Below are 20967 nucleotides of genomic sequence, written 5' to 3'. Positions count from 1 at the left end.
CGAAGCTATGCCCCGGTATCAGTCGTCCGCGCCGCCCAATGTCTGCCACAGGAATTCGTAGGTCAGCGCTGCCTTGAACGCGGCCTGCTTGTTGTCCGCCGCGCCGCCGTGGCCGCCCTCGATGTTCTCGTAGTACAGCACCCGGTGCCCGGCGGCCTCCAGCGCCGCGGTCATCTTCCTGGCGTGCCCGGGGTGGACCCTGTCATCGCGGGTCGAGGTGGTGATCAGAATCGGCGGATACTTGGCCGAGGCCGAAATATTCTGATACGGCGAGTATTTCGACATGAACTCCCAGTCCGCCGGATCGTCGGGATTGCCGTACTCGGCCACCCATGACGCACCGGCGAGCAGCAGGTGGAAACGCTTCATGTCCAGCAGCGGCACACTGCACACCAGTGCCCCGAACAGTTCCGGATAGCGGGTGAGCATGACGCCCATGAGCAGCCCGCCGTTGCTGCCGCCGGAAGCGCCGAGCTGCTCGACCGTGGTGATGCCACGGCGCACCAGATCCGCGGCGATCGCGGCGAAATCCTCGTAGACCAGATGGCGGTTCTCCCGCATCGCCTGCTTGTGCCAGCGCGGGCCGTACTCCCCGCCGCCACGGATGTTGGCCTGCACGTACGTCCCGCCGCGTGCCAGCCAGGCCCGCCCGATCCCGCCGATGTAGCCCGGGGTCAACGAATTCTGGAATCCGCCATAGCCGTACAGGTAGGTCGGGCTCGGTTCGTCGCGCCGCCCGACGACGAAGTACGGAACCTTCGTGCCGTCCTTCGAGGTGGCGAAGAACTGCTCGACATCGATGCCGTCGGCGTCGTAGAACGCCGGTGCGGACTTGACCTCGACCAGTGGCCCGCCGGCCGTGCCGTACAGCAGCCGCGACGGAGTGGTGAATCCGCTTGCGTTGTAGAACACTTCGTCACCGAAGGGGTCGATGTCGACGACGACGGTGTCCGTCGCCGGCGGGATATCCGGGGCGTCCCGGCGCTCCCACGTCCCGGGAGTGACGACCTCGACGTGGCTTGCGACATCACGCAACGTGATGAGGATCAGCTTCTCTTTGGTCCACTGCACACTCGACAGGCTGCTGTGCTCGTCGGGCTCGTAGATCATCGCGAGATGCGCTGTGCCGTCGAGGAAGTCGTCGAAGTTGGTGCCCAGTAGCGCGCCTGCCGGGTAGGTGACGTCACCCACCTGCCAGTCGGTCCGCAGCGAGATGAGCAGCCACTCGCGGTGCAGAGCCAGTGACGAGTCGGTCGGCACCTTGAGTTCGATGAGCTCGCCGTCGCGTACCTCGTAGCGGATGCGGTTGTAGAAGTCGGTGTAGCGGCCCAAGCGGGTGTGCTCGAAGCCCGGTGTCCGGTCGATCGAGGCGATCACCCGGACATCGGTCGGCTCGGCCTCGTAGACCGTCTCGGCGTCGGCCAGCGGCTCGCCGCGGCGCCACCGCTTGGCGATGCGCGGGTAACCGGACTCGGTCATCGAGCCCTCGCCGAAGTCGGTGCACACCAGCAGGGTGTCCTCGTCCTCCCAGGACACCGAGGACTTGGCCTCGGCCAGCTCGAACCCGCCGGGGACGAATTCCCTTGTCCGCATGTCGAACTCGCGCACCACGGTGGCGTCGGCGCCGCCGCGGGACAGGCTGATCATGGCCAATGTGTGATCCGGCTCGATCACCTCGGGCCCGGCCCACACCCAGTTCTCGTCCTCGGCCCGGGCCAGCTCGTCCAGATCGAGGATCACGTCCCACTGTGTCGTCTGCTCTTCGCCCGAGGGCTCATCGCCGGCTCGTCGACCGCAGTAGCTCTCGAGCGTGGTGCGTCGCCACAGGCCGCGCGGGTTCGCCTCGTCGCGCCAGAAGTTGTACAGATACTCGCCTCGCCGGCCCGGATAGGGAATCCGCGCATCGGTGTCGAGGATCTCCAACACCTCAGAGCGCATCGCCTCGAAACGCTCGCCGCTCAACTCGGCGATCGTCGGTTCGTTGTGCGCACGCACCCACGCCAACGCGTCGTCGCCGCCGATGTCCTCAAGCCACAGGTAAGGGTCCGTTGCCACCTGTCCATTGTGACCGCGCGCGTAATGTGAGCTGAACAACACCACTGTCGAACGGAAGCGAGGACCTGATGGGCCAGGCACCCGCGCGGGCCCTGATCACCGCGGCCGCCGCCGCACTGCTGACGCGGTTGCAGGAACGGCACGGGGCGTTGATGTTCCACCAGTCCGGCGGATGCTGCGACGGTTCCTCGCCGATGTGCTATCCCGACGGAGAGTTCATCGTCGGCGATCGCGACATCCTGCTGGCGATCCTGGACGTCGGAACCGGAGTGCCGGTGTGGATCTCCGGCCCGCAATTCGATGCCTGGAAGCACACCCAGCTGGTCATCGACGTCGTTCCCGGCCGCGGCGGCGGTTTCAGCCTGGAGGCCCCCGAGGGCATGCGGTTCCTGTCCCGCGGCCGGGCCTTCACCGACGCCGAGAACGACCTGTTGGCGGAAGTTCCACCGGTGACCGGCTCGCAGTACAGCGCCGGAGCCCGACCTTCCGATACCGGCAGCCACATCGTCGACGAGGCCGCCGACGCCTGTCCGATCCCAAGCGGACGCGCCGCGCGGATGTAGCGGGCCGTCGCGGCCTGCGGCGTTATCGTCGAAGAGTGATTCCGCTGCCACGGGCGTGGCTGCTGACCAGCGCGATGTTGGTCGGCGTAGCGGTCGGGCTGTTGGTGGGTATCGCCACGACATTGCTGGTCACGGTCACCGTCCGGCCCGATGTGGTGATCGGACTCGTCCTCGGGGTGCCCGGCGTCCTCGGGATCGTGATGGTGCTCGTGTCGGGGCGGCGATGGGTGACCACGCTCGGCGCATGCACCCTGGCCATCGCGCCCGGTTGGTTCGGCGCGCTGGCGATCGTCCAGGTGGCATCGCATGGCTGAGGACGTCGACACCTCCACCGCGGACTTCGTGCCGTTGTTCGACACCGGGGAGAACGAGGTCCTCGACCAGGACTTGCCGCGGGAAACCACGTCCGCCGAGGACATGACCCCGGACGAGACCGTTTCCGACGACGACGCGCCTTCGGCGCCTCTACCCGCGCCGGCCCCGCCCATCGTGGTCGAGGGGTCATACCTGTTCGTGAAGTGGTGGACGTTCGTCGGCGTCCTGGCCGGCGTGTGGTTCGTCTCCGCCGCGGCGGGCGCCGGCCTGTACTACTACTGGTACCAGTCAGCCGACAAGACGTGGCCGGTGTTCGTCGTCCTCGCCTACATCGTCGTCACGACGCTCGGTGCCTTGGTGGCGTCGACGGCCCAGCGCAAACCGCTGGTCTCGGCGCTGGCCATCGCCCTGATGTCGGCGCCCATGGCGGCCCTGGCCGCGGCGGCGGTTTTCTACGGCGCCTACGTATTCGGCTGGATCGCCCGGTAGGAGAATTGCGTCGCCCACTAGGGTGGGGTCGTGACCCACTTTGACGTCGTCGTTCTCGGAGCTGGTCCCGGTGGATACGTCGCGGCCATTCGTGCCGCCCAACTGGGGCTGAACACCGCAATTGTCGAACCCAAATACTGGGGCGGCGTGTGCCTCAATGTCGGGTGTATCCCGTCCAAGGCGCTGCTGCGCAACGCGGAACTCGCGCACATCTTCAACAAGGAAGCCAAGACCTTCGGTATCAGCGGTGAGGCAACCTTCGATTACGGTGCCGCCTTCGACCGCAGCCGCAAGGTCGCCGACGGTCGCGTCGCCGGCGTGCACTTCCTGATGAAGAAGAACAAGATCACCGAGGTGCACGGCTACGGCACGTTCACCGGCCCCAAGGCGATGTCGGTGAAGCTCAACGAAGGCGGGACAGAGGAACTCACCTTCGACAACGCCATCATCGCCACCGGGTCGTCGACCCGTCTGGTGCCGGGCACCTCGTTGTCCGACAACGTCGTCACCTACGAAACCCAGATCCTCTCGCGCGATCTTCCGGGGTCGATCATCATCGCCGGGGCCGGTGCCATCGGCATGGAGTTCGCCTACGTGCTCAAGAACTACGGCGTCGACGTCACCATCGTCGAGTTCCTGCCGCGCGCCCTGCCCAACGAGGATGCCGAGGTCTCCAAGGAGATCGAGAAGCAGTACAAGAAGCTGGGCGTGAAGATCCTCACGGGGACCAAGGTCGAGGGCATCTTGGACAAGGGGGGCGACGGGTCCGTTGTTGTCACCGTCAGCAAGGACGGCAAGACCGAAGAGCTCAAGGCCGACAAGGTACTGCAGGCCATCGGCTTCGCACCCAACGTCGAGGGCTTCGGCCTGGAGGCGGCCGGCGTGGCGCTGACCGACCGCAAGGCCATCGGCATCGACGACTACATGCGCACCAATGTGCCGAACATCTACGCCATCGGCGATGTCACCGGCAAGCTGCAGCTGGCCCACGTCGCCGAGGCGCAGGGCGTTGTCGCGGCCGAAACCATCGGCGGCGCAGAGACTCTGGCGCTGGGTGACTACCGGATGATGCCGCGCGCCACCTTCTGCCAGCCGCAGGTGGCGAGCTTCGGTCTCACCGAGGAGCAGGCCAAAGCCGAGGGCTACGACGTCGTCGTCGCCAAGTTCCCGTTCACCGCCAACGGCAAGGCCCACGGCCTGGCCGACCCGACCGGTTTCGTGAAGCTCATCGCGGACAAGAAGCACCTCGAACTCATCGGCGGGCACCTGATCGGGCCCGACGTGTCCGAACTGCTGCCGGAGCTGACGCTGGCCCAGAAGTGGGACCTGACCGCCAACGAGCTGGCCCGCAACGTGCACACCCACCCGACCCTGTCGGAGGCGCTGCAGGAGTGCTTCCACGGTCTGACCGGCCACATGATCAACTTTTGAGAAACGAAATCGTCGCCGGCATAGTCGGATTGGTGGTCGGCCACATCCTGTGGCTGGCCGCCATCACGTTGGCCACCGAAGGCTCCCGAGTCAACATCTGGGTGTTGCTGGTCGCCGCCCTGTCATTCATCGGTGGGGCCGCGGGCGCCTACTTCGGCCGGCGCAAATACCAGCAGAAATCCCACACCTGGGCGGCGTTCCTGTGGGCACTGCCGGTCTCGCCGGTGATCTTCTCGCTCGTGCTGCTCGGGGTCACGTACCTCTGATGCGATTTGGGTGCATCCGGTGACGCCGGCCGTTACCCGTTGCACCGAAATCACTCAGTCGGGGAAGTCCAGCGGGATCCGCAGCGTCGTCATGGTGGCGGCCAGGCCATCGTATTGGCTTGCCAGCATGCAGAATTCGATGAGCTGCTGCTTGGTGAAGATCGCAGAGAGCGCGCCCCAGGTTTCCGCCGAGACGGACCGGGTGACGACGAACTCGTCGGTCGCGGTGATCAGCACCCGCTGACGGTCGGTCAGGCCCTCGGCGTCGGGGCCCTTGAAGATACGGGCCTGTGTCTCGGCGTCCACACCGCGACTGCGGGCGAGCCGGCGGTGCTGCTGCAGTTCGTATTCGCAATCCCGCAGATGACCGACCCGCAGGATGACCAACTCCGCATCCTGTCGCGGCAACTTGCCGAGCGGGCCGAGCAGCAGCCCGGAATAGGGCAGCCAGGCCAAAAACAGCAGCTTGTGCTGACCCAGGACGTTCATCAGGGTGAACCTCGGTGCCCGGATGGCGCGGGCGCCCAGCTTGGCGATGGCCCAATTGACGGGGCCCAGCTCGCGGAATCCGCCAGGTGCGATACGGGCGGGCTCGATTGCACTCACCCAGCCGAGTCTGGCACAGGTGATGAGGTTCAGAAGGTCCAGCTGCCGGTTGGCGCCCGAGACCGACTCAGCTCGGTGCTATCCGTGGTCGGCGAGGTGGATGCCAAGGTCGGTGCGCCCTGGGAGAAGGTCCCCACGCAGGGCACGGGTCTCCTGGTAGTCGCCATCGCGCAAACGCCGAAACCGTCGGACCCGCTCGGTGCCGATTGTCCGCAGTCTTTCTTGCAGGCGCTGAGCCTCCAGGTCGACGTCGGCCGCCTCCAAGCCGTCGGCGTCGTGGACCACATGCAGGTCAAGTGCTTCGATTCCGACGTACCAGAGCGTGCCGTGGATAAGAGGGAAGAGCAGCGATTCGAGGTCCCCGCTGATGCCGCGCGGTCCGATGGAGCGCGCATCCTCTCCTGCGGTCACCACAATGAGGGCCTTGCGCCCGATCAGGCCGCCGTCACCGTAGCGCCGGGGCACCCCGAGTTCGGGATCGAGATCGCCGTAGGCGAACCCGTTCGTGAGCACCCGGTCGAACCAGCCTTTCAAGATTGCCGGCGGCCCGTACCACCACAGCGGGAACTGCACGATCAGCAGCTCCGCCGCGGCGAGCTTGGCCTGTTCCTCGCGCACATCGGCAGGCAGCTGGCCGCGGGAGTACGCCTCGCCTGTCAGCTCGACGATGTTCCCCGGCTTGCCGGCCGGCTCTCCGAGGTCGCGATCACTGAGGACCGGGTCGAACTCCTGGGCGTGCAGGTCCGAGATCATTACCTCGTACTGCGCGGACAGTGCCTCGGTTCCGGCCTGGAAGAGGCGGTCGTTCAGCGAGCCGCGGCGGGGGTGCGCGTAGAGCCACAGGGCGGTGCCGGGCTTCGGTGGATGTGCGATCGTCATGAAGTCACCTGTGTCGTGTCGTGTTGGTCGTCAGCAGCGATGGCCGTGATGACACGGGCCAGGGTGCTGCGGGCATCGGCGGAGCTGATCCTGTCGGCGAGCGCGTCTCGGGCCAAGGCGTCGCCGGCCCCGATGACGGCGCGCAGGCCTGTCGCGTCTATGCGACCAGGGAACGGTGCCAGTGCCTCACGGCACATGGCGAGATAGGCGTCCTCGGCCTCCTGGCGCAGCCGGCTCAGCGTGGGTGAGCCCGCGAGTGCGGCGACCACGTCGGCCAGTTCCCGCCCCTCCGCGAGGCAGCAGTCGATGTATGCGCCCGCGACCACGCGCGCCACTGCTCGCACCTCTTGCTCGGCGCCGGCCAGTGCCGCGTCGAGCATCTCGCGCTGGCGTTCCTCGAACTCGCGATAGAGCTCGGCGAGCACGCCGGCCTTGTCGCCGAAGTGGTCGTAGACCACGGGCTTGGTCACACCGGCCCGCTCGGCCAGCCGTCCGAGGGTGAACTCTTCCGTGCCTGCCTCCCGGATCAACTCCCTTGCCACGCTGAGGAGTTGAGCGTGGCGATCCTGCTTCGACAAGCGTCGTTTCGGGGCAGCGACGGATTGGTCGCCCATCTTGACTCCTCGGCAGTGCCTACCAACAGTAACTTACTGATAGTAGCCTACCGTGAGTAACTTGCTGCCGCGACAACGCGGATTTCCCCTGCGGTCAGGGCTGCCGCACCAAATACGGTGACACGGTCGAGCGGTGCTCATTGAGGTCGAGAGCCTTGCCGAGCGCCGGGAAGGCGCGTTGCGGGCAATTGTCGCGTTCGCACACCCGGCAGCCCGAGCCGATGGGCGTGGCCACCTCGCCGGAGAGGTCGAGCCCTTCGGAGTACACCAGCCGATGCGCGTGGCGCAGCTCGCATCCCAGCCCGATGGCAAATGTCTTGCCGGGCTGGCCGTAGCGCGATGCGCGCCGCTCCACGGTGCGCGCCACCCACATGTAGTTGCGCCCGTCCGGCATCTGGGCGATCTGCACCCCGATCTTGCCCGGATTGCCGAAGGTCTCGTAGACGTTCCACAGTGGGCACGTACCGCCCGACGAGGAGAAGTGGAAACCGGTGGCGGACTGGCGCTTTGACATGTTGCCCGCGCGGTCGACCCGCACGAACGAGAACGGGACGCCGCGCATCGACGGGCGCTGCAGCGTCGACAGCCGGTGTGCGATGGTCTCGTAGCTCACCGAGTAGAACGCCGACAGCCGTTCCACGTCATAGCGGAAATTCTCTGTCACATCGTGAAATTGGCGGTAGGGGAGCACGGTCGCCGCGGCGAAGTAGTTGGCCAGCCCGAGCCGGGCCAGGGTGCGGGATTCATCGCTGGTGAACATGCCCTCGTCGACCATCTTGTCGATGAGTTCGCCGAATTCCAGGAAGGCCAGTTCGGCCGCCATCTTGAACACCTGCTGGCCGCTGGAGAGGTGGTTGCCCATCTCCAGGGTCTTGGTGGCCGGGTCGTAGCGGTGCAGCACGGTGTCGCCCAGGTCGATCCGCCGGACGATCCGCACACCGTGCACCGTGGTCATCCGGTTGGCCAGCTCGCCGGCCAGATCACCCCGGTGCATGCGGATCGTGGTGGTCAGATCCTCGGCGGCAGTGTCGAGTTCGTGCAGGTAGTTCTGCCGCTGATAGAAGTAGTCGCGGACTTCCTCGTGCGGCATGGTGATCGAACCGCTGCCGCTGCCGTCGGAGTACCGGTCCTCGGTGGCGGCGGCCAGCTGGGTGGTGGTCAGCCGGTAACGGCGGTGCAGATTGACCATGGCACGGGCGAAATTCGGATACGCCGCCACCATGTCGGCGACTTCGGCGACGTCCATCTCCGCGCCGAGGTCGCGGTCCATCGTGACCTCACGCATCTCGGCCACCAGACGCGTGTCGTCGTGGGAGGCGAAGAACGTGGCGTCCACCCCGAACACCTCGGTGATACGCAGCAGCACGGCCACGGTCAGCGGGCGCACGTCGTGCTCGATCTGGTTGAGATAACTGGGGGAGATGTCCAGCATCTGGGCCAGTGCCGCCTGGCTGAAACCGCGCTCGCTCCGCAGTTGACGCACCCGCGATCCGACGAACGTTTTTGCCACGTCAAACAGCCTAACAACGGTGCGAAGATTCCCTTTGCATTCTTGGCAGTTTGGTCTCTACTGGCATCATCGGGCTGCCTGGCATGATCGGCTCAGGCGAAAGCGACTGGAGAGATGATCATGGCGGGAACCGCGCACACTTCGACCACCGGACTGAACAAGGTGATGATGCCGGTACCCGATCCGCATCCCGACGTCTTCGACCGCGAATGGCCGCTGCGGGTGGGCGATATCGACCGGGCAGGCCGGCTGCGCTTCGATGCCGCCGCGCGCCACATCCAGGACATCGGATCGGACCATCTCCGCGAACTCGGTTTCGAGGAGACCCACCCGTTGTGGATCGTGCGGCGCACCATGATCGACCTCATCAGGCCCATCGAATTCCAGGACATGCTGCGGATGCGGCGGTGGTGTTCGGGCACCTCGAACCGGTGGTGCGAGATGCGCGTGCGGATCGACGGCCGCAAGGGCGGCCTGATGGAATCCGAGGCGTTCTGGATCAACATCAATCGGGAGACGCAGGGCCCGGCCCGCATCTCCGACGACTTCCTCTCGGGCCTGCGCCGCACCACCGACGAAGCGCGGCTGCGCTGGAAGTCCTACCTGAAGGCCGGCAGCCGTGAGGACGCGGCGGAGATCCGTGAGTATCCGGTCCGGGTGTCCGACATCGACCTGTTCGACCACATGAACAACTCGGTCTACTGGACGGTGATCGAGGACTACCTGTACTCCCATCCCGAGCTGCTGGAGAAGCCGCTGCGGGTGACCATCGAGCACGACGCCGCGGTGGCTCTCGGGGAGAAGCTCGAGATCGTGTCGCACGTTCACCCGGCCGGATCGACCGACAAATTCGGCGAAGAGCTCACCGACCGGACTGTTAGAACGCTCACATATGCAGTCGGCGACGAGACAAAAGCGATCGCCGCACTGTTCTCGCTCTGACCCCTCCCGGTTTAACAGTACGAGCGTACTGACCTGCGCCTATGGGCTACTCGTCGGTAGCTTCTGAACCGGTACAGCCATCATATTTCTTCGCAACCTTTGCAAGTTAACTAAGCGCTTTGGCGAAACTTGGCAACTGAAACGGGTGGACCTGCGGATATGTGCTGTGCCATCGTCGGATTAGCACAACAGTGAAGCTGTCACGGCGTTAGCAATTAACAAGGCGAACGACGCGGCGGTGGATCAAGGCGACTGAAACAAACCGAAGGAGCAGTCCTATGTCGACCGTGGGCACCCCCAAGTCACCGGAGCAGATCCAGCACGACTGGGATCACAACCCCCGCTGGAAGGGCATCACCCGTACCTACACCCCGGCCGACGTGGTCGCCCTGCAGGGCTCCGTCGTCGAGGAGAACACCCTGGCCCGCCGCGGCGCCGAGGTGCTGTGGGAGCAGCTGCACGACATGGACTTCGTCAACGCGCTCGGCGCGCTGACCGGCAACCAGGCCGTCCAGCAGGTCCGCGCCGGCCTGAAGGCCATCTACCTGTCGGGTTGGCAGGTCGCCGGTGACGCCAACCTGTCCGGCCACACCTACCCCGACCAGAGCCTCTACCCGGCCAACTCGGTGCCGCAGGTCGTCCGCCGCATCAACAACGCGCTGATGCGCGCCGACCAGATCGCCAAGGTCGAGGGCGACACCTCGGTCGAGAACTGGCTCGCCCCGATCGTCGCCGACGGTGAGGCCGGCTTCGGTGGTGCGCTCAACGTCTACGAGCTGCAGAAGGCCATGATCGCCGCAGGCGTCGCCGGCTCGCACTGGGAAGACCAGCTGGCCTCGGAGAAGAAGTGCGGCCACCTCGGTGGCAAGGTGCTCATCCCGACCCAGCAGCACATCCGCACCCTGACCTCGGCCCGTCTCGCCGCCGACGTCGCCGACGTGCCGACCTTGGTCATCGCCCGTACCGACGCCGAGGCCGCCACGCTGATCACCTCCGACGTGGACGAGCGCGACCGCCCGTTCATCACCGGTGAGCGCACCAACGAGGGCTTCTACCGGGTGCAGAACGGCCTGGAGCCCTGCATCGCCCGCGCCAAGGCCTACGCGCCGTACGCCGACCTCATCTGGATGGAGACCGGCACCCCGGACCTCGAGCTGGCCAAGAAGTTCGCCGAGGGCGTCAAGAGCGAGTTCCCCGACCAGATGCTGTCCTACAACTGCTCGCCGTCGTTCAACTGGAAGCAGCACCTGGACGACGACACCATCGCCAAGTTCCAGCGCGAGCTGGGCGCGATGGGCTTCAAGTTCCAGTTCATCACGCTGGCAGGCTTCCACGCCCTCAACTACTCGATGTTCGATCTGGCCCACGGCTACGCCCGCGAGCAGATGAAGGCCTACGTCGAGCTGCAGGAGCGCGAGTTCGCCGCCGAGGAGCGCGGTTACACCGCCACCAAGCACCAGCGCGAGGTCGGCGCCGGCTACTTCGACCGGATCGCCACCACCGTGGACCCGACCAGCTCGACCACCGCGCTGGCCGGTTCCACCGAAGAGGGTCAGTTCCACTAGGCCGCATCCGCTGAGCAGACACAAACTCGCACGTTTCGGTCCCGAAATGGACGAGTTTGCGTCTGCTCGCGGTACCGACTGTCTTGACAGCGCAGGCCCCGCTCAGAATCCTGGGCGGGGCCTGTCGCGTGTCCGGACATTGAGACGAAAGTGAAGTAGTGAGCAATCAAATTGAACGAGTAGGTGTGATCGGTGCCGGCCAGATGGGTGCGGGTATCGCCGAGGTGTCCGCGCGTGCCGGCGTCGACGTCCTGGTGTTCGAGACCACCGACGCACTGGTGACCGCCGGGCGCAACCGCATCACCAAGTCGCTCGAGCGCGGCGTCAGCGCGGGCAAGGTCACGGAGCGGGAGAAGGACGCCGCCCTCGGCAAGCTGAAGTTCACCACCACCATCGAGGACCTGGCCGACCGTCAGCTGGTCATCGAGGCCGTGATCGAGGATGAGAACGTCAAGGCAAAGATCTTCGCCGACCTGGACCGCGTGATCACCGACCCCGACGCGGTGCTGGCCTCCAACACCTCAAGCATTCCGATCATGAAACTCGCAGCAGCTACCCAGAATCCTGCCAGGGTGCTGGGCCTGCACTTTTTCAACCCGGTTCCGGTGTTGCCGTTGGTCGAACTGGTGAGCACTCTGGTGACCTCGGATGCCGCCGCCGCGCGCGTCGAGGAATTCGCCGGCACAGTCATCGGAAAACAGGTCGTCCGTTGTTCTGACCGGTCCGGTTTCGTGGTCAACGCGTTGCTGGTGCCCTACCTGCTGGCGGCCATCCGGATGGTCGAAGGCGGCTTTGCCACAATTGAAGACGTCGACAAAGCCGTGGTGGCAGGCCTTTCCCACCCCATGGGCCCGCTGCGCCTGTCCGACCTGGTCGGCCTGGACACCCTGAAGCTCATCGCCGACAAGATGTTTGACGAGTTCAAAGAGCCTTTGTATGCGGCGCCGCCGCTGCTGTTGCGCATGGTCGAGGCGGGACAGCTGGGCAAAAAGTCGGGTCAGGGCTTCTACACGTACTGAACCAACCCGCGCTGGCACTATGGCCGAGGCTTAGCTAGTCTACCCACAGTAGGGCCTGCTGGCTCGCTCTATAGAGTCTGCGTGAAAACACGCGTCGGCCCAACCCGTCGGTCGTCACAGCAGCAGAAACGCAAAGAGGTAATTTTTCGTATGTCTAACGTCGAGTCCGATCTTGCTCCGTACTACGAGGAGTCGCAGTCGATCTACGACATCTCGAATGAGTTCTTCGCCCTCTGGCTCGGGCCGACCATGGGTTACACCTGCGGTTACTACGAGCGCGAGGACATGACGCTCGAGGAGTCGCAGAACGCCAAGTTCGACCTCGCACTGGGCAAGCTGGACCTCAAGCCGGGCATGACCCTGCTCGACATCGGCTGTGGCTGGGGCGGCGCGCTGGAGCGTGCGGTCACCAAGTTCGACGTCAACGTCATCGGCATCACGCTGAGCAAGGCTCAGTCGGAGTACGCCCGCGAGCGGCTGTCCAAGATCGACACCGAGCGCAACATCGAGATCCGGCTGCAGGGCTGGGAGGAGTTCAACGAGCCCGTCGACCGCATCGTGTCGATCGGCGCGTTCGAGGCCTTCAAGGCCGAGCGTTACCCGGTGTTCTTCGAGCGGGCCTACAGCATCCTGCCGGAGAACGGCGGCCGCATGCTGCTGCACACGATCCTGGCGCACACCCAGCAGTTCTTCCGCGAGAACGGCATCAAGCTGACGATCAGCGACCTGAAGTTCATGAAGTTCATCGGCGAGGAGATCTTCCCCGGTGGGCAGCTTCCGGCGGTCGAGGACATCGAGAAGCTGGCCGACGGCTCGGGCTTCAAGCTGGAGCGCATCCACCTGCTGCGCCCGCACTACGCGCGGACGCTGGACATGTGGGCGGCCAACCTGGAGGCGGCCAAGGACGAGGCCATCGCCATGCAGGGCCAGGAGGTCTACGACCGGTACATGAAGTACCTGACCGGTTGCGCCGACTTCTTCCGCCGCGGCATCACCAACATCGGCCAGTTCACCCTGGTCAAGTAGTTTCGCTCTTCCGCATCAGGCGCTTCGGATCCCGGATCCGAGGCGCCTGATGTATTTGGAGCGCGCCGTCGCATCGCGAAATTGCACTCAGGGACAGGATCAGCGCGATTGGTGTCCCTGGATTCAATCTCGGCGCGCGACGACTAGGCGGGACGCCTAGGCGCGACAACTAGGCGGGACGGCTGGGCGGGACGACCTCAGGCCCCCGACCTCAGGCCCCTGACCTCAAGCCCTCGACCTCAGGCCCCCGACCTCAAGCGTCGGCCAGCCGCTTCTTCTCCGCCTCGACATCGAAGTCCGGCGGCGGCCACGACATGTTGAGGCCTTTGAGCGCCTCGATGAGCAGCTCGGTGATGGCGAGCCGGCTGTACCACTTCTTGTCACACGGCACGATGTGCCAGGGCGCGTAGTCGGTCGACGTCTTCTCCAGCATGGCCTGGTAGGCCTCCTGGTATCTGGGCCAGAGCAGCCGCTCGTCGATGTCGGCGGGGTTGTACTTCCAGTACTTGTCGGGCCGTTCCAACCGCTCGGCCAGACGTTCCTTCTGCTCGGTGAGGGAGACGAACATCGCCACTTTCACCAATGTGGTGCCGGCATCGACCAACTCGCGTTCGAAGGCGTTGATCTCGTCGTAGCGGGCGCCCCAGACGTCGGGCGGCACCAGGTTGTGCACGCGCACGATCAGCACGTCCTCATAGTGCGAGCGGTCGAACACCCCGACGTGGCCGGCGGGCGGGAGGGCGTTGCGGATCCGCCACAGGTAGTGGTGGGCCCGCTCCTCCTCCGTCGGCTTGCCGAAGCTGGTGTATCGGATGCCCTGTGGGTTCGCCGCTCCCACAACATGTTTGACGATCCCGCCCTTGCCTGCGGTGTCCATGCCCTGCAGTATCAGCAGCACCGAACGGTTGTCGTCGCCGCTCTTGCACCGGGCGTAGAGCATCTCCTGCAGTGAGGCGAGCCGCATGTTGCGCTCGGTCTGCAGCGTCGGCGCATCGCTCTTCTTGCCCTGGAATCCGGGCGTGCCATTGGTGTCGATGTGGGCAACCTTGTCGCCCGGGCGGAAGGCCAGCAGGTCATGCGGTTCGTGGGTCCACAGCGCGGGAAGGTCGTCGTTGTCGCTCACCGGCTCAGTCAAGCATTTGCGGCGGGAGAACCGGTGACGGGTGCGGCAGCGAGTTGAACTTTTCCAGCGAGCCGCCGACTTCGACGATGCCGCACAGCGCGTTCCAGGACAGCATGGTCAGGTAGTCGATCAGGTCGTCGGCTGTCATCCGCGGGTTCGACATCCATGAGTGGGTGGCCAGCTGGACGCCGCCGACGGTGTGAAAGGCCCACGCCTCGGCACCGCGGGTGTCCATGCCGGCCTGGGCCATCCGGCGGCGCAGCATGACGGCCAGCATGCGCGCGATGATCTGTTCGGAATCGGCGACGGCCTTGCTCTTGCTGGCCGAGTTGTTCGCCATCACGAACGGATAGATCTCCGGCTCGGCGGCAACGGTTTCCACGTACACCTTGATGATCTCGCGGGTCAAGTCGAAACCGTCGAGGTTGGAGGACAGGGCCGAAGCCATGTTCGGGATCAGTGTGGTCTGGGCGAACCGCATCATCACCGCGGTGGTGAGATCGTTCTTGTCGACGAAGTAGCGGTAGAGCACGGTCTTGGACACGCCGATCTCGGCGGCGATCTCATCCATGCTGACGTTGCTACCCCGGCTCCGGATGGCTTCGAGGGTGCCGTCTACCAGTTCATTGCGCCGCTCCACCTTGTGCTGGTGCCAGCGCCGCTTGCGTCCATCGGTCTTCACCGTCACCGGCGGAGTCTGTGCCACAGTCGCAGTAGTCCCATTCCCTAGTTCCACTTGATACTACGGCGAATCTGCGGATACCGGCCTGTGGGTCGGACCGTCAGTTGCGGCGATAGCGCAAGATGGAAACCGTGGCACATCGAACCGACGCGGGAGTCCGCGCGCTTGCGGACCCACGGCCGAGTTTTGCCGAAACGCTGGCCGGGGCGGACAGCGCCGCCGACGCCGAACGGCTGCGGGGTTTGCGGAGGATGAAGCTGGTCGCGCTGAGCTTTCTGGTCGGCGCCACGGTGATCTTCCTGATGTGCACCTGGGCACAGTCGCGGGGCGGGGCAGGGCTGGGTGCGGCGCCATGGATCGGTTATGTGCGGGCCGCGGCCGAGGCGGGCATGGTCGGTGCGCTTGCCGACTGGTTCGCGGTGACGGCGCTTTTCAAGCATCCGCTCGGGCTGCCCATCCCGCACACGGCCATCATCAAGCGCAAGAAGGACCAGCTGGGGGAGGGCCTCGGCGCGTTCGTCCGGGAGAACTTCATGTCCCCGGAGGTGATCGCGAACAAGCTGCACGACGCACAGGTGGCCGGCCGGTTCGGCAAATGGCTGTCGGACCGTTCCCATGCCGAGCGGGTGGCCGCCGAGGCGTCGACGGTGCTTCGCGTCGGGGTGGAGATGCTGCGCGACGAGGACGTCCAGCATGTGCTGGACCGGATGATCGTCAAACGCATCGCCGAACCGAAATGGGGCCCGCCGATCGGCCGGGTGCTGTCGACGCTGCTGCAGGAGGGCCGTCAGGAGGCGCTGATCCAGCTGCTGTGCGACCGGGCGTTCCAGTGGTCGCTGAACTCCGGTGAGGTCATCGAACGCGTCATCGAGCGGGATTCGCCGACCTGGTCGCCGCGGTGGGTCGATCACCTGGTCGGCGAGCGGATCCACCGGGAGTTGATGGACTTCACCGACAAGGTGCGTCGTAACCCCGACCATGAGTTGCGGCGTTCGGCGACCCGCTTCCTGTTCGAGTTCGCCGACGATCTGCAGAATGACGAGGCGACGATTCAGCGCGCCGAGAACGTCAAGGAACAGCTCATGGGCCGCGACGAGGTGGCCCGGGCGGCCGAGACGGCGTGGGCGGCCGCCAAGCGGATCATCCTGGAGTCCGTGGACGACCCGTCCTCGGCGTTGCGGACCCGGATCGCCGACTCGGTGATGCGGATCGGCGAGTCCTTGTGTGACGACGCCGAGCTACGCGACAAGGTCGACGGCTGGATCATCCGAGGCGCAAAACACCTGGTCGCCGAGTATGGGACCGAGATCACAGCTATCATCACCGAGACCATCGAACGCTGGGACGCCGACGAGGCGAGCCGCCGCATCGAGCTCCATGTGGGCCGTGACCTGCAGTTCATCCGGATCAACGGCACCGTGGTGGGCTCGCTGGCGGGCCTGATCATCTATTCGATAGCCCAACTACTCTTCTGACCTGCGCTAACTAGTGCTTGCAAAAGTTAGCACCCCGTCGTAGCGTGAATTCCGTCGTTAACGGATACCCGGGCTATGAGGGGAATGACATGACGCAAGAAGAAAATCTCGCGGCTGTCGTCTCCAACGCTGCGCAGGACATCGGGAGCTTCATCCGGTCCCAGCGTGAGGCGGCACAGGTATCGGTGCGGCAGTTGGCCGAGAAGGCCGGCGTCAGCAATCCCTACCTGAGCCAGATCGAACGGGGATTGCGCAAACCCTCCGCCGACGTGCTCAACCAGATCGCGAAGGCACTGCGGGTGTCGGCGGAAGTCCTCTATGTGCGCGCCGGGATCTTGGAGCCCAGCGAGCCCAGCGAGGTCCGCGACGCCATCGTCAACGACGTGGCGATCACCGAGCGGCAAAAGCAGGTGCTGCTCGACATCTACACATCGTTCCGAGCGCAGAACGAAGCCGATGCAGGTGAGGAGCCGACAACTGATTGACGCCTCACCAGCTGCCCGATAACCACTCGCACGAAAAGCCCATCCTGAGAAAGGAATTCGCATGACCGAGAAGACTCAGCCCACCATCGAAGACCTCAAGGCCCCGCTGCTGGCCGCAGTCGGCGCTGCCGACCTGGCCCTGGCCACGGTCAACGAGATCGTCGCCAGCCTCCGTGAGCGTGCCGAGGGTGCCCGCACCGACGCCGAGACCCGTGTCGAGGAAGGCCGCGCCCGCCTGACCAAGCTGCAGGAAGACCTGCCGGCACAGTTCGACGAGCTGCGCGACCGGTTCACCTCCGACGAGCTGCGCAAGGCCGCCGAGGGCTACGCCGATCAGGCCACCGCGACCTACAACAAGCTGGTCGAGCGTGGCGAGGCGGCGCTGGAGCGCCTGCGCAACCAGCCCGCCATCGAGGAAGCCGCCAGCCGGGTCGAGGGATACACCGACCAGGCCGTCGAGCTGACCCAGGAAGCCCTCGGCACCGTGGCGACCCAGACCCGCGCGGTCGGCGAGCGTGCCGCCAAGCTGGTCGGCGTCGAGCTGCCCAAAAAGACGGAGCAGGCCGTGACCAAGGCCGCCCCGGCCTCCGCGCCCGCCAAGAAGGCCGCTCCCGCCAAGAAGGCTGCTCCGGCCGCGGCCAAGAAGACCACCCCGGCCGCCAAGAAGACCGCGGCCGCTCCGGCCAAGAAGGTCACCCAGAAGTAATTCCGGTGTCGCCGGCCGGGGCTACAGCCCCGTCGGTCGACGCTGGTGATGACGCCCGCATAGGCTGGTGAGGTGCAACTCGCCAACCTTGCGGGCGTCATTGTCTTTGTACTGGTCGCCGTAGTCTTCTTCGTGGGCGTCTACGCGCTCGTCCACGCCGCCATGCAGCGTCCGGACGCCTATACGGCCACCGGCAAGCTCACCAAGCCGGTGTGGCTGGCGATCCTGGGAGTGGCGCTGCTGCTCGCCCTACTGCTGCGCGACGCGTTCGGCGCCGCCATCTCGGCCTGCGCCACCGGCATCTACCTCGTCGACGTGCGGCCAAAACTGCTGGAGATCCAGGGAAAGTCGCGCTGACCCGATGCGCTCACCACTGGCCGCGCTCGGCGCGGCAGGCATTGCGCTGGGCGCGGTACTGACCTCGGCCGCCACTGCCGCCGCCGAACCCGGCCAAGGCGCCGGTGATCACCTCTACGTCGACCACGTCGAATGGGCCAAATGGGGCGACCTGTCCAGTCTGCGCGTGTATCCCACCGACGCCGCCCGCGCGCTGACCCAACAGCCCGGTAGCGCGGCCCAGGCCGATCAGGCCTGGACCGAGGTGCTGGCGCTGTCCCCGGATGCCGACCTGCCCGGGATGCGCGAGCAGTTCGTGTGTCACTGGACGTTCGCCGAGCTCGCCGAGCCGGGCAAGACCAGCTGGAACCTGGAGCCGTGGCGGCCCGAGGTCACTCCCGAGGCGATGCTGGCCGCCGGATGCAATCCCGGTGGCAGCGAGGAACCGTTCTGATGGGCAGCTATACGCGCGCCCAGGTGGCGGCCCTGGTCGACCACACCCTGCTCAAGCCCGAGGCCACCGCGGCCGACATCGACAAACTGGTGGCAGAGGCCGTCGACCTCGGGGTGTTCTCGGTATGCGTGTCGCCGTCGCTGGTATCCGCCGCGGCCGCGATCGCCCCGCCCGGTCTGGCGGTGGCCGCGGTGTCCGGATTCCCGTCGGGCAAGCACCTGGCCGAGATCAAGGCCCGTGAGTCACAGCTGGCCGTTGCCGCGGGCGCCGCCGAGATCGACATGGTGATCGACGTCGGCCTCGCGCTCAGCGGGGACCTGGACGCGACGGCGGCCGAGGTGAGCGCCGTGCGTGCGGCGGTGCCCGGCGCCACGCTCAAGGTCATCGTGGAGTCCGCGGCGCTGTTGGAGTTCGCCGGCGACGTGCTGTTGCAGGACGTGTGCCGGGCCGCTGTCGGTGCCGGGGCCGACTTCGTCAAGACCTCGACCGGTTTCCATCCCAGTGGCGGTGCCTCCGCCCGCGCCGTCGAGCTGATGGCACGCGCGGCCGGAGCCGATGTCGGGGTCAAGGCCAGCGGCGGTATCCGCACCGCCGAGGCCGCCGCGGCCATGCTCGACGCCGGGGCCACCCGGCTCGGCCTGTCGGGCACCCGCGCCGTGCTCGACGGCTTCACCGGTTAGGCGCCTCGGCGCCGAGACATCAGAGCTTGTCGAAGCAGGGGTCCTCGGTGGCCTTCGGCATCGAGGCGTCGGTGGTGGAGAACTTGGCCACCACGCCGTCGTCGGTGACCTGCACGCTGTCGGCGTGGATGCCCATCGGGTAGTTCTCGGTGAGCTGGGCGGTGAACTTGTCCAGGATCGGCTGCAGGGTCTCGCGCGGCCAGGACAGGCCGATCGCGCTCAGATCGACGATCTGCAGTGAGATGCCCTTGTTGACCACCGTGGGCTTGGCGGTGATGGTGCCCAGCAGGCCCTTGAGTTCGATCGTCCCGTTGGACGGATTGGTCTTCACGTCCGAGATGGCCGAGCCGATGAAGGGCAGCGTCACCATGTCGGCCACCGTCTGGCGGATGCCTTCGGTGTTCCACGAGATGTCGGCGACCAGCGAGCCCACCGTGCCGCTGGCGTCAGCGGTTTCCTGGATCCGCACATCTTTGATGTCCAGCTTTAGCTTCATGCCCTTGGCATCGCGGATCTGGTTACCGGCAGTCTCGATGTTGATGTTGGTGTAGTGCCCGCTCACGTGCTGCATGAGGAACGGCGGCAGCGGATCGAACGACGCCTTCGCACCGTCGCGAACGGTGCATTCCACGATCGAGGCGACGATCTTGTCGGCACGGCTGCGGGCGTACAGCTCACCACCGAGTACACCGGCGGCGACCAGGGCCACCACGATCACCGCGATCAGCACCACCGACAGCGGGTCCGAGAACAGCTTCTTGACCTTCGCCAGTGCCGAGGGGTCCTGCGGCTGGGACGCCGCTGGTGTCGGCTGGTCGACCTGCCCGGGCTGCACCGGCTGACCCGCTTGATCGGGCGCGGGGGGCTGCGGAGGCAGCTCCTGGGTGGCTGGCGGGGACTGGTCGGTTGGGCGAGCCCAGGGATCGGTCACCCCAGCGATTGTGCCTTACCCGACTGAGCGAACCGTGAGCGGTTCTGCAGCACCCCGATGGTGTCCCGGACCTGGTTGGCGGCGTCGACGTCGACGTCGAAGGTCAGCAACTGCGGGTCGGCGCCGGCCGCGGTGAGAACCTCGCCGGTGGGGGAGCTCACCAGGCTGCCGCCGACGCCCGTCGGGCCGGCCTTGGCGATCTCGTCGCCCGGGTAGGCCTGATCGACCGCGGCGATGAAGCCCGTGGTGTCCAGTGCGCGTGCCCTGGCCAGCAAGGTCCACTGCTCCAATTTGCCGGGCCCGGATCCCCATGAGGCGTGCACGGTGATCAGCTGGGCGCCACGACGCGCCAGCTCCACGTAGAGCTCCGGGAAGCGGACGTCGTAGCAAGTGGTCAGGCCCACCGCGACTCCGTCGACGCCGATCGTCACCGGCTCGAAACCCGGTGCGACAGTGCGTGATTCGGTGAACCCGAAGGCGTCGTAGAGGTGGATCTTGTGGTAGTGCGCGTCGACCCCGGGTCCGGTAGCGATCAGGGTGTTGGTGACCCGGCCGTCATCGCTGGGGGCGAACATCCCGGCCACCGCCACGACGCCGGCCTGCGCGGCGATCTCCCGCAGCCCCGTCGCCCACGGCCCGTCCAGGCGCTCGGCGACCGGGCCAAGGGGCACGCCGAACCGGCACATCGTGGCCTCGGGGAACAGCACCAACCGGGCGCCCTCATCGGCGGCGCGCCGGGTGAACTCGTCGACCAGCTTCAGGTTGGCCGACGGGTCGGTGCCGGTGGCGATCTGCGCCAGGGCAATTCGCATGCG

Annotated in this window: 24 protein-coding genes; 15 read left to right on the top strand and 9 right to left on the bottom strand. The window is 66.1% G+C overall.

Annotation, left to right across the window (positions count from 1 at the left end; all coding sequences use genetic code 11):
- Positions 1-18: 18 nt before the first annotated feature.
- A complete protein-coding gene (locus H977_RS0126630) occupies positions 19-2097 on the bottom strand; it encodes a prolyl oligopeptidase family serine peptidase (RefSeq protein ID WP_286162753.1) in 2079 nt (692 codons plus the stop codon).
- Positions 2098-2123: 26 nt separating this feature from the next.
- On the opposite strand from H977_RS0126630, the gene H977_RS0126625 reads away from it, so the two are divergent.
- The 5 genes from H977_RS0126625 to H977_RS0126605 are packed head-to-tail and all read left to right on the top strand — an operon-like array spanning position 2124 to position 5119.
- Positions 2124-2618 carry a DUF779 domain-containing protein gene (locus H977_RS0126625; protein ID WP_029110718.1) on the top strand — a complete coding sequence of 165 codons (495 nt, stop codon included), beginning with the start codon at positions 2124-2126 and terminating at the stop codon, positions 2616-2618.
- A 35-nt stretch (positions 2619-2653) separates the two neighbouring features.
- Positions 2654-2932 (top strand): putative holin, encoded by a 279-nt coding sequence (locus H977_RS0126620; RefSeq protein WP_029110717.1) that lies wholly within the window; start codon positions 2654-2656, stop codon positions 2930-2932.
- Positions 2925-3422 (top strand): hypothetical protein, encoded by a 498-nt coding sequence (locus H977_RS33975; protein ID WP_051289113.1) that lies wholly within the window; start codon positions 2925-2927, stop codon positions 3420-3422. The genes H977_RS0126620 and H977_RS33975 overlap by 8 nt, the downstream gene beginning before the upstream one ends.
- Positions 3423-3452: 30 nt before the next feature.
- A complete protein-coding gene (lpdA, locus tag H977_RS0126610) occupies positions 3453-4853 on the top strand; it encodes a dihydrolipoyl dehydrogenase (protein WP_029110716.1) in 1401 nt (466 codons plus the stop codon).
- Positions 4850-5119 (top strand): flagellar basal body-associated FliL family protein, encoded by a 270-nt coding sequence (locus tag H977_RS0126605; protein WP_029110715.1) that lies wholly within the window; start codon positions 4850-4852, stop codon positions 5117-5119. Before lpdA ends, H977_RS0126605 begins: the two co-directional genes overlap by 4 nt.
- Positions 5120-5173: 54 nt before the next feature.
- Here the strand turns inward: H977_RS0126605 and H977_RS0126600 are convergent, their stop codons facing one another.
- The 4 genes from H977_RS0126600 to ramB form a co-directional block, all read right to left on the bottom strand.
- Complete coding sequence (locus tag H977_RS0126600) at positions 5174-5725, bottom strand: carboxymuconolactone decarboxylase family protein (protein ID WP_029110714.1); 552 nt, start codon at positions 5723-5725, stop codon at positions 5174-5176.
- A gap of 78 nt (positions 5726-5803) precedes the next feature.
- A complete protein-coding gene (locus tag H977_RS0126595) occupies positions 5804-6604 on the bottom strand; it encodes an NAD(P)H-dependent oxidoreductase (protein WP_029110713.1) in 801 nt (266 codons plus the stop codon).
- On the bottom strand, positions 6601-7218 hold the full coding sequence (locus tag H977_RS0126590; protein WP_029110712.1) for a TetR/AcrR family transcriptional regulator: 618 nt from the start codon (positions 7216-7218) through the stop codon (positions 6601-6603). Before H977_RS0126590 ends, H977_RS0126595 begins: the two co-directional genes overlap by 4 nt.
- A 94-nt stretch (positions 7219-7312) precedes the next feature.
- The gene (gene ramB / locus H977_RS0126585) at positions 7313-8728 is read right to left on the bottom strand and encodes an acetate metabolism transcriptional regulator RamB (protein ID WP_029110711.1); all 1416 of its coding nucleotides are present in this window, start codon (positions 8726-8728) and stop codon (positions 7313-7315) included.
- Between the two features lie 120 nt (positions 8729-8848).
- Between ramB and H977_RS0126580 the strand changes: the two genes are divergently transcribed.
- From H977_RS0126580 to H977_RS0126565, 4 genes are all read left to right on the top strand, one after another.
- The gene (locus H977_RS0126580) at positions 8849-9670 is read left to right on the top strand and encodes an acyl-[acyl-carrier-protein] thioesterase (protein ID WP_029110710.1); all 822 of its coding nucleotides are present in this window, start codon (positions 8849-8851) and stop codon (positions 9668-9670) included.
- A 278-nt stretch (positions 9671-9948) separates the two neighbouring features.
- Complete coding sequence (gene aceA / locus H977_RS0126575) at positions 9949-11235, top strand: isocitrate lyase (RefSeq protein ID WP_029110709.1); 1287 nt, start codon at positions 9949-9951, stop codon at positions 11233-11235.
- Between the two features lie 158 nt (positions 11236-11393).
- A complete protein-coding gene (locus H977_RS0126570) occupies positions 11394-12254 on the top strand; it encodes a 3-hydroxybutyryl-CoA dehydrogenase (RefSeq protein ID WP_029110708.1) in 861 nt (286 codons plus the stop codon).
- 150 nt (positions 12255-12404) lie between these two features.
- Entirely contained in the window at positions 12405-13280 is an 876-nt protein-coding gene (locus H977_RS0126565) for a cyclopropane mycolic acid synthase family methyltransferase (RefSeq protein ID WP_029110707.1), read from the top strand.
- 253 nt (positions 13281-13533) lie between these two features.
- Here H977_RS0126565 and H977_RS0126560 read toward each other — a convergent pair whose 3' ends face one another.
- Entirely contained in the window at positions 13534-14403 is an 870-nt protein-coding gene (locus tag H977_RS0126560) for a polyphosphate kinase 2 family protein (RefSeq protein WP_029110706.1), read from the bottom strand.
- 4 nt (positions 14404-14407) lie between these two features.
- Positions 14408-15109, bottom strand: coding sequence for a TetR/AcrR family transcriptional regulator (locus H977_RS0126555; protein ID WP_029110705.1), 702 nt, complete (start codon positions 15107-15109; stop codon positions 14408-14410).
- A gap of 107 nt (positions 15110-15216) precedes the next feature.
- Here H977_RS0126555 and H977_RS0126550 point away from each other — a divergent pair, with 107 nt between their 5' ends.
- From H977_RS0126550 to deoC, 6 genes are all read left to right on the top strand, one after another.
- A complete protein-coding gene (locus H977_RS0126550) occupies positions 15217-16560 on the top strand; it encodes a DUF445 domain-containing protein (protein ID WP_029110704.1) in 1344 nt (447 codons plus the stop codon).
- A gap of 89 nt (positions 16561-16649) precedes the next feature.
- Positions 16650-17045, top strand: a complete 396-nt coding sequence (locus H977_RS0126545) for a helix-turn-helix domain-containing protein (protein ID WP_029110703.1) — start codon at positions 16650-16652, stop codon at positions 17043-17045.
- 61 nt (positions 17046-17106) lie between these two features.
- Positions 17107-17751 (top strand): hypothetical protein, encoded by a 645-nt coding sequence (locus tag H977_RS0126540; RefSeq protein ID WP_029110702.1) that lies wholly within the window; start codon positions 17107-17109, stop codon positions 17749-17751.
- A 72-nt stretch (positions 17752-17823) separates the two neighbouring features.
- Positions 17824-18108 carry a DUF2516 family protein gene (locus tag H977_RS0126535; protein ID WP_029110701.1) on the top strand — a complete coding sequence of 95 codons (285 nt, stop codon included), beginning with the start codon at positions 17824-17826 and terminating at the stop codon, positions 18106-18108.
- 4 nt (positions 18109-18112) lie between these two features.
- Positions 18113-18541 (top strand): DUF2599 domain-containing protein, encoded by a 429-nt coding sequence (locus tag H977_RS0126530; protein ID WP_029110700.1) that lies wholly within the window; start codon positions 18113-18115, stop codon positions 18539-18541.
- The gene (gene deoC / locus H977_RS0126525; protein WP_029110699.1) at positions 18541-19221 is read left to right on the top strand and encodes a deoxyribose-phosphate aldolase; all 681 of its coding nucleotides are present in this window, start codon (positions 18541-18543) and stop codon (positions 19219-19221) included. The genes H977_RS0126530 and deoC overlap by 1 nt, the downstream gene beginning before the upstream one ends.
- Positions 19222-19240: 19 nt before the next feature.
- Here the strand turns inward: deoC and H977_RS0126520 are convergent, their stop codons facing one another.
- Both H977_RS0126520 and H977_RS0126515 read right to left on the bottom strand, forming a co-directional pair.
- Positions 19241-20152 (bottom strand): LmeA family phospholipid-binding protein, encoded by a 912-nt coding sequence (locus tag H977_RS0126520; protein WP_029110698.1) that lies wholly within the window; start codon positions 20150-20152, stop codon positions 19241-19243.
- A complete protein-coding gene (locus H977_RS0126515) occupies positions 20149-20964 on the bottom strand; it encodes a carbon-nitrogen hydrolase family protein (RefSeq protein ID WP_029110697.1) in 816 nt (271 codons plus the stop codon). Before H977_RS0126515 ends, H977_RS0126520 begins: the two co-directional genes overlap by 4 nt.
- Between the last annotated feature and the right edge of the window lie 3 nt (positions 20965-20967).

Origin of the sequence: Mycobacterium sp. URHD0025 (assembly GCF_000426065.1) — a bacterium.
GTDB lineage: Bacteria > Actinomycetota > Actinomycetes > Mycobacteriales > Mycobacteriaceae > Mycobacterium.
This window is presented reverse-complemented; position numbering and strand designations above follow the sequence as displayed.

Coding starts and splice junctions, on each gene's coding strand:
- H977_RS0126590 (WP_029110712.1), bottom strand. CDS start 7,218: ATGGGCGACCAATCCGTCGCTGCCCCGAAACGACGCTTGTCGAAGCAG.
- H977_RS0126565 (WP_029110707.1), top strand. CDS start 12,405: ATGTCTAACGTCGAGTCCGATCTTGCTCCGTACTACGAGGAGTCGCAG.
- aceA (WP_029110709.1), top strand. CDS start 9,949: ATGTCGACCGTGGGCACCCCCAAGTCACCGGAGCAGATCCAGCACGAC.
- H977_RS0126530 (WP_029110700.1), top strand. CDS start 18,113: ATGCGCTCACCACTGGCCGCGCTCGGCGCGGCAGGCATTGCGCTGGGC.
- H977_RS0126580 (WP_029110710.1), top strand. CDS start 8,849: ATGGCGGGAACCGCGCACACTTCGACCACCGGACTGAACAAGGTGATG.
- H977_RS0126515 (WP_029110697.1), bottom strand. CDS start 20,964: ATGCGAATTGCCCTGGCGCAGATCGCCACCGGCACCGACCCGTCGGCC.
- H977_RS33975 (WP_051289113.1), top strand. CDS start 2,925: ATGGCTGAGGACGTCGACACCTCCACCGCGGACTTCGTGCCGTTGTTC.
- deoC (WP_029110699.1), top strand. CDS start 18,541: ATGGGCAGCTATACGCGCGCCCAGGTGGCGGCCCTGGTCGACCACACC.
- H977_RS0126545 (WP_029110703.1), top strand. CDS start 16,650: ATGACGCAAGAAGAAAATCTCGCGGCTGTCGTCTCCAACGCTGCGCAG.
- H977_RS0126595 (WP_029110713.1), bottom strand. CDS start 6,604: ATGACGATCGCACATCCACCGAAGCCCGGCACCGCCCTGTGGCTCTAC.
- H977_RS0126540 (WP_029110702.1), top strand. CDS start 17,107: ATGACCGAGAAGACTCAGCCCACCATCGAAGACCTCAAGGCCCCGCTG.
- H977_RS0126625 (WP_029110718.1), top strand. CDS start 2,124: ATGGGCCAGGCACCCGCGCGGGCCCTGATCACCGCGGCCGCCGCCGCA.